Source organism: Rathayibacter sp. AY1D9 (assembly GCF_002932395.1).
GTDB lineage: Bacteria > Actinomycetota > Actinomycetes > Actinomycetales > Microbacteriaceae > Rathayibacter.
Genome location: NZ_PSVQ01000011.1, coordinates 73,781 through 80,963 on the forward strand (window position 1 = coordinate 73,781; position 7,183 = coordinate 80,963).

Here is a 7,183-nt window from a genome sequence, read left to right on the forward strand (position 1 = left end):
GCTTCGGCGACGGAGCGGACGACCTCGGCCGGCGAGGGATGGTCTGACGCTACCAGTCGGGTTTCTCGAGGTCCGTCACCCGCCGCCCCCGTCAGAGTTCGGTGATGACGATCTCCGAGAAGCGAGTCACTCCTGCTGTCACCGATCCGAAGGTGAACCGCAGCCGGAAGTGCGTCGCCCACGCAGGAGCGACCCGGTTCCAGGTCGTCTGCTGATAGGTCTTGCGGAAGGGAGCCTGCGCGTTCGCGCCGGCGAGGTCGAGATTCGACACCGGGCGAGCGCTGCTCCGAGCGACGATCGGGATCCCCGACGAGGACACGCCGGTCACGGCGACGAAGGATTCGGACACGTACATCGTGCCCGTCGACGTGGATCCCGCGATGGTGAAGTCGACGCCGTACAGCAGCCCCGCTGTGACGGGGACGTCGATGGAGACCGCCGGACCGGGACCGCCGGCCACTCGGGTCATCAGCAGCTGGTTGCCGCTGGTGGTCAGCGTCATGGACGGGCTGGTGGTGCGGCTCGTCGCGTCGGCGCCGTTGAGGAACGCGTCGACGGGCGCTGCGAGAGAGAAGTTCCCGTCGACGAGCTTGTTCGCCGCCTTCGAATGCAGAATCGACCCCTGCCCCGAACCGCTGCCGTTCCCGTCCGAGGTGACGTGCTGGCTGATACGGACCTTCGCAGTGCCACCGGCGAGATATCCCGATTTCATCTGCGTATTGAACATCGACAGTTGATGGACCTGGATTCCGCCGCCCCACCCTCCTGCAGTGGTCTCGAAGAGGTAGTTGGCCACCGGGACCTGATGGAAGAAGAGGTGTCCGCCTGAGATCGAGATCTGCGCAGCTGTACTCGACCCGGTGACGAACTGCGAGAGCGTGGAGTTCGCGCCGCTCTCGTTGATCTCGATATGCGGCTGGTGCAGGATCACCCGACCCGCGTCGACCTTCACGGCCTGCACGCAGAAGTCGATCGACGTCGAGACGAAGTGCAGCTCGCCGTTCGGGTTGGCGTTGTAGACGCCGAGGGTGCTGGTGCCGATACCACCGCCGATGAACTTGATGTTCTCGCCGTAGTTGACTCTGCCTGCGGGCATGGAAACGGCCGTCCTGCAGCGGAAGATGTGGAAGTTGTAGAAGCTGATCAGGAACGCATCGTTCTCGAAGGACACGCCGGTCCCGAAGCCCGAGATCTCCAGGCCCCAGAGTCCGAGCCCGCGCGTGGTGGCGGCAGTCGTGCTGTCGGTGTTGAACAGGATTCCGGTGCTGGCCGTCGCGGACGCTCCCGGCCCTAGCAGACGGAGTCCGGTGATCGCCGCCCTGTTGTTGGGGTAGCCGGACGTGGCACTGCCGATCACCGTGAGAGCAGGACCGCTGGTGATGGCGGTCGCATTCAGCGGACCGCAGGTGAACTCGAGCGAGATGTACGAGGAGTCGATCACGAGGGTGCGCGTGATCTTGAAGCTCTTCGAGATCGTCAACGTGACCTCTTGGCGAGCGGCGACGAAATAGTCGATCGCGGCGCGGAGCTTGTCCTCGTCAGTGGTCCCGGTGAATTCGAGGTAGTTGTGGATTCCGTTGACGCGGGTCGCAGGTATAGTCTCGTCCGCGGCTTCCGCGGCGGGTGCGGCGACGACGGCGGCCGCGGCCGCGGCCCCTCCGTAGCGGAGGAACGTGCGGCGGGATCCGGGTCCTGTTTCGAGAGTCGTCGTCATCTCCTCATGCTCGGATCATCCCGCCATCGGCTGTCGACGGCCGCACCCCCCGACCGCGGAGGGAAGCAGAGGAGACTCTGTCGTTTTCCTGGAACGACGACGCGGATCCATGGTTCCGCCCCTAGAAGGGGGGCCCAAGGTGCGGATCCTTCTTCACGAGCGGCCGCTCTCACAGGATTGCAGGATCAGCAGCTTGCCGAACGCCAGCACCTGATAGACCACCGCCAGAGTCCACTCGCTCACCCGCCGCGGCTCGTCGACCGAGCCGACCGAGAACGGTGTGCGCAGGCAGCGAGACGCGATCGTGCGGACCCGGGTCACATGCGGAGTGGAGGTCATCAGTGCCACCGAGGTCCAGTCGTACTCCGAGGAGAGCGTGTTCAGCTCGGAGATCTCACCGCCCGTAGTGAACGGGGAGGGAGTGAAGCAGACGACTCTGACCTCCTCGCCGGCATCGCATTCGGCTCGGGCGAACGAACCGTTCTCCAGGCGCGGAGTCGAGAGCACGAGGGTGACATCCCGGTGCTCCTCGAGCAGAGCGAGCGCACGGCCGACCCTGCGATCAGTAGCAGGACCCAGCACCACGAGCGCATCGGCTCCCCCCACGGGATCGAGAACGGGGCGGACGAAGAGGGGCACCGCCACCGCGGCGAGCAGTGCGACGGCGAGGAGGACGGCGAGCCACGTGCGCCAGAGGATCCGCAGTGAGCGTGCGGCGGATCGATTCGGGACGACTCGTCGGAGGATCGTGCCGACCAGCGCCCCGACCGCCGTGCCCGCGAGAACCGAGAGGAGGCCGTACAGCACGCCACCGACCGACGGCGGAGTGACGATCATCTCGACGGTCGACGCCCCCTCGAGCAGCGCGAGCACTCCGAGTGCGGGGACGAAGGGGCGACGGCTGCTCGAGGCCACCAGCGCGGCTGCCGCCGCTGCAGCCGGTGAGGCGAGAGCGCAGACTGCGATCCCTTCTCCACCCAGGGCGTGGACGAGACCAGTCGGATCATGGGAGCGGGCGATCCGGACGAACTGCCGCGAGGAGTCCGATCCGAAGGGATCGGCGCAGACGAGCAGGAGCAGAAAGGCGAGGACCGCCGTGGTCCCGGCGACCCGCAGGCGCCACCGGCTCACCGGAGCCTCCCCGGCCGACCGTGTCACGCCCAGCAGCCCGCCTCCGCGGACGCGAGGCGATCGCGCTCGCGTGCGCGCCTGAGGACGGGAAGGACGGGGAGGTCCGAGAAGAGCGTCACAGGAGCGAACACTACCCAGGGGAAGGGACGAGGAGGACCTGAGCGGTCGGGCTTCCGCCGGATCCTCGCCGGCGGGTGGCACGCCGACAGGAGACGATGCGCAGGACTGCGGGTGGACGGGATCGCGACTCCGCCTCAAGCCCTCCGGGCCGGCCTCCGAGCCCGACGCCCCCGGGACCGCGTCCCCGGCGCCGCCTAGTCGTTGCCGAGGATGACGATGGCGGCAGTGGGGGGAAGCGCGTCCTCGTGATAGCGCTCGATCTCGTCGATGGCGGCGGGATCGGCCTGCTGAAGGAAATGGGTGAGTCGCGCGACCTCCTCCGTCTCGCCGATCGAGTCGGCGGCGCGGCGGAGGGCGTAGAGGGCGAGGAGGAAACCGCGGTTGGGTCCGTGGCGCCACGGGATGGGACCCTGGCCGCGCCAGCCGGCGGATCGCAGGAGGTCCAGACCGCGGTGGTAGCCGACGCGGGCGTAGGCGTAGGAGGGGAGGGCCGCGTCGATGCCCCAGACGCTGTCGGCGAGCAGTGCCCAGGCCAGCGGGGAGCGCGGGTGGGCGGCCGCGAGGGCGGCGAATTCGACGGCTCCCGGGTTCGCGTGCTTCGCGAGGGCCGCGGTGACCGCGGGCTCGTCGGGGAGGAGGGTCGGTTCGGGGCCCAGCAGGTTCTCGCCACTCATGCCTCCCAGGCTATCCCGCTCGCGGCTGTGCGGGTCCGGGGTCCGGCCGTCCGGCGCACGACGGTCGTCCCTCCACAGGGGCGTCAGCGGAGGGAGCCGGGCGGTTCGCCGGTCGTCGCCGTCGTGCGCGGGGGTGCCGCCGATAGCATCGACCCATGGCGACGAACCGCAGTGAAGTCGAGGCCTGGCTCACGGACATGGACGGCGTGCTGGTGCACGAGAACAAGGCGCTCCCCGGCGCGCCCGAGCTGATCCAGGAGTGGACCGATTCGGGCACGCCGTTCCTGGTGCTGACGAACAACTCGATCTTCACGCCGCGGGATCTGGCGGCGCGGCTGCGCGGGTCGGGGCTGCACGTGCCGGAGGAGCGGATCTGGACGAGCGCTCTGGCGACGGCGGACTTCTGCGCGTCGCAGAAGCCGGGCGGGAGCGCGTTCGTGATCGGCGAGGCGGGGATCACCACCGCGCTGCACGAGGCGGGCTTCATCATGACGGAGACGGCGCCGGACTACGTGGTCGTGGGCGAGACCCGCAATTACAGCTTTGAGGCGATCACGAAGGCGATCCGCCTGATCGTCGCGGGTGCGCGCTTCATCGTCACCAATCCCGATGCGACGGGGCCGAGCGCCGAGGGCGTGCTCCCGGCGACGGGGGCAATCGCGGCGCTCATCACGAAGGCGACGGGTAAGGATCCGTACGTCGTCGGCAAGCCGAACCCGATGATGTTCCGCTCGGCGATGAACAAGATCGGCGCGCACAGCGAGAACACCGGGATGATCGGCGACCGGATGGACACCGACATCGTCGCGGGCATCGAGGCGGGCCTGCACACCGTGCTGGTGCTGACGGGGATCAGCGACGAGGCCGAGATCGAGCGCTATCCGTTCCGCCCGGACGAGGTGCTGAGCGGGGTGCACGAGCTCCTGTCGTCGGAGCCGCTGGAGTCGGAGTTCCCGCCGGATTCAGCGGTCTGAGTCCCGGCAGCGGGCCGGGCGCCGGTTCCTGACACGGCACCGCGGCTCGCGGGGGTCAGAAGCGGACGTGCTGCAGCACCCAGGCGTGCATCGCGACGGCTGCCGCCGCCGAGGCGTTGATCGACCGGGTCGAGCCGAACTGCGTGATCTCGAGCACGGCCTCCGAGGCGGCGATCGCCTCCTCCGAGAGGCCGGGTCCCTCCTGCCCGAACAGCAGGAGGCAGCGCTCGGGGAGCCGGTAGGTCTCGAGCGGCACACAGCCGGGGACGTTGTCGACGGCGAGGAGGGGCACGTCCGCCTCCGCGGCCCACTGCACGAGGTCGGCCACCGTCTCGTGGTGCTGGACGTGCTGGTAGCGGTCGGTGACCATCGCGCCGCGCTTGTTCCACCGCCGCCGGCCGACGATGTGGACGCCCTCCGCGCCGAACGCGTTCGCGCTGCGGACGATCGAGCCGATGTTCATGTCGTGCTGCCAGTTCTCGATCGCGACGTGGAACGGGTGCCGCGTGCGGTCGAGCTCCGCGACGATCGCGTCCATCCGCCAGTAGCGGAAGCGGTCGACCACGTTGCGCGCGTCGCCACGCTCCAGCAGCTCCGGGTCGAGGCGGTCGTCCTCGGGCCGCTCGCCCTGCCAGGGGCCGACGCCGTTCGTGGTGAGCTCCACGGAGGCGGTGGGTCCGGTCGCGGGGGTCGCCTCGTTCTCCTGCACGACGAGCGATCCTACTGGGCGCTCCGCGGCTCGGCCGGGTGCACCGGGCCGGTGCCCGGCGGCGTCCTCCGAGGCCCGAGCGACGGCGCGCGTCAGGCCGCGGGGGTGCCGGCGAGGGAGCCGGTCAGCTCGCCGCCGCCCGCCCGGTCGACGAAGCAGTAGTAGCTGCGCTCGCCCGCGTCCCACTGCTCCTGGGTGACGGGGAACGCACCGGCGACCTGCACGTCGCCGTAGGTCTCGGCCGCGGCGACGTCCACGACGCCCTGCGCCTGGCAGAGCGAGGAGACGGTGACGGCCAGGGCGTCCTGGCCGGGGAACACCGCGTCTGTCAGCTCCGCGGTGGCGACGAGCTGGGCGGAGTGGGCCCCCGCGCAGTCCACGACGGTGAACTCCTCCGCCCAGACGGAGTCGAAGGGCTCGACGCACTCGCCGCCGAGGAGCGCGCTCCAGGCCCAGGTGCCGACGGGCAGCGGTCCGACGGTCGGGAGGGTCGCGGTCGGCGTGGGCGAGGGGGTCGGCTCCGCCGTGGGCGTCTCGCTGACGACCGGGACGGCCTGCGGCTCTGCTCGGCCGCCGGCGCTCCCGACGGCGATGCCGATCGCGAAGAGCCCGGCGAGGAGGATCACCGCACCCGCCGCGATCAGGCCGATCAGGAGCCGGCGTCGGCTGAGCGTGCGCCATGCGGGCGCTCCGGCGGGCGCCGAGTCGCGCTCGCGGCTCTCGGGTCGGGACCGGGCGGAGCGGCGCTTCCGCGGCGGAGCGGCGTTGACGTGGGCGGCCGCGGGAGCGGTGCGGAAGGGCGCGGGCTCGGCGCGGTCGGCGGGCTCGGCGGCCGGCTCGAGGTTCCACGAGTAGGCGCCGGCGGTCTCGCGCCACAGCTCCTCGTCGCCGCCGTCATCGTCGGGCTCGTCCTGCGGAGCGACGACCTGCTCCCACACGGGCGGCTGGTCCCAGTCCCCTCGCGGGTCGGGCCACTCGTAGACGGCGGGCGGAGTCGGCTCGCGCGGAGTCGGAGGGGTGGCGCCGACCGGGCGTCCGTCGGCGGGGTAGGGGACGCCGGAGCGGCCCGCCGGGTCGACGTCGGCCGAGGATCCGGCATCGGGCTCGTCGTCCGGCCGGTGCGCGCTGCGCAGTCCGGCGGGGGCGGTCGGCAGGTCGGCGGGAGGGTCGGTGTGCGGCAGGACCGGGCGCACGGAGTCCGCCCCGCGGCGGTGCACCTCGGTGCGGCCGGCATCGGTGGAGGCGTCGGAGCCGGAGCCGTCGGCGTTGTCGTCGCGGAGGGGGGCGAAGAACGCGTCGAAGGCGTCCTCGTCGGAGTCGTCCTCGTCGGACACGTCCGCGTCGGAGGCACTCGTCTCGCGGGCAGTCGTCCCACCGGCACCCGTCTCGCGGGCACTCGCCTCGCGGGCATCCGTCTCGGGCGCTCCCACGGCGCGGGCTCCCGCGTCGGGGACTCCCGTGTCGCCGCCCCGAGAGCTCCGTCCCTCGGCGGAGACGCCGTCGCGGTCGGAGGAGCGCTCCGGCTCCACGACCGTTCCGCGGTCGGCGTCGGCGTCCTGCACCTCCACCCGAGCGGAGTCGTCCGCGGGTTTCGGGAGGTCGCCGCCGGCCTCCTCGGCGGCGGGCGTCGCGCTCAGCACGGGCTCCCCCGGCCACAGGCCGACCGGAGCGGCGGGGGCACGGGGCGGCGCGGCGTCGGAGTCGCTGTCGCTGTCGCTCGACGACGGTCCGGCCGCGTCGGCGGAGGAGGCCGACTCGCTCGCAACGCTCCGCTCCTCCGCTGACGCGTGGGCCTCGTCGGTTGCGGACTCAGCAGGACCGGACGTCCGCTCCGCGCGCGACTCCTCCACGGGAGGGACGG

General features: G+C 71.3%; 6 protein-coding genes. 1 reads left to right on the top strand and 5 read right to left on the bottom strand.

Features of this window, described 5'->3' with window-relative positions:
• Positions 1–91: 91 nt before the first annotated feature.
• The 3 genes from C5C50_RS06935 to C5C50_RS06945 form a co-directional block, all read right to left on the bottom strand.
• Entirely contained in the window at positions 92–1,714 is a 1,623-nt protein-coding gene (locus C5C50_RS06935; protein ID WP_104273163.1) for a twin-arginine translocation signal domain-containing protein, read from the bottom strand.
• A 153-nt stretch (positions 1,715–1,867) separates the two neighbouring features.
• Entirely contained in the window at positions 1,868–2,845 is a 978-nt protein-coding gene (locus tag C5C50_RS06940; RefSeq protein ID WP_104269030.1) for an ElyC/SanA/YdcF family protein, read from the bottom strand.
• Between the two features lie 314 nt (positions 2,846–3,159).
• Complete coding sequence (locus C5C50_RS06945) at positions 3,160–3,639, bottom strand: DUF3151 domain-containing protein (protein WP_104222800.1); 480 nt, start codon at positions 3,637–3,639, stop codon at positions 3,160–3,162.
• A gap of 155 nt (positions 3,640–3,794) precedes the next feature.
• Here C5C50_RS06945 and C5C50_RS06950 point away from each other — a divergent pair, with 155 nt between their 5' ends.
• A complete protein-coding gene (locus C5C50_RS06950; RefSeq protein WP_104225721.1) occupies positions 3,795–4,613 on the top strand; it encodes an HAD-IIA family hydrolase in 819 nt (272 codons plus the stop codon).
• Positions 4,614–4,668: 55 nt separating this feature from the next.
• On the opposite strand, the gene C5C50_RS17165 is transcribed toward C5C50_RS06950, so the two are convergent.
• Together C5C50_RS17165 and C5C50_RS17170 are read right to left on the bottom strand one after the other, a co-directional pair.
• Complete coding sequence (locus tag C5C50_RS17165) at positions 4,669–5,322, bottom strand: TrmH family RNA methyltransferase (RefSeq protein ID WP_104225722.1); 654 nt, start codon at positions 5,320–5,322, stop codon at positions 4,669–4,671.
• A 92-nt stretch (positions 5,323–5,414) separates the two neighbouring features.
• The coding region (locus tag C5C50_RS17170) for a septum formation family protein (RefSeq protein WP_219814085.1) at positions 5,415–7,183 on the bottom strand (1,769 nt) is incomplete at its 5' end.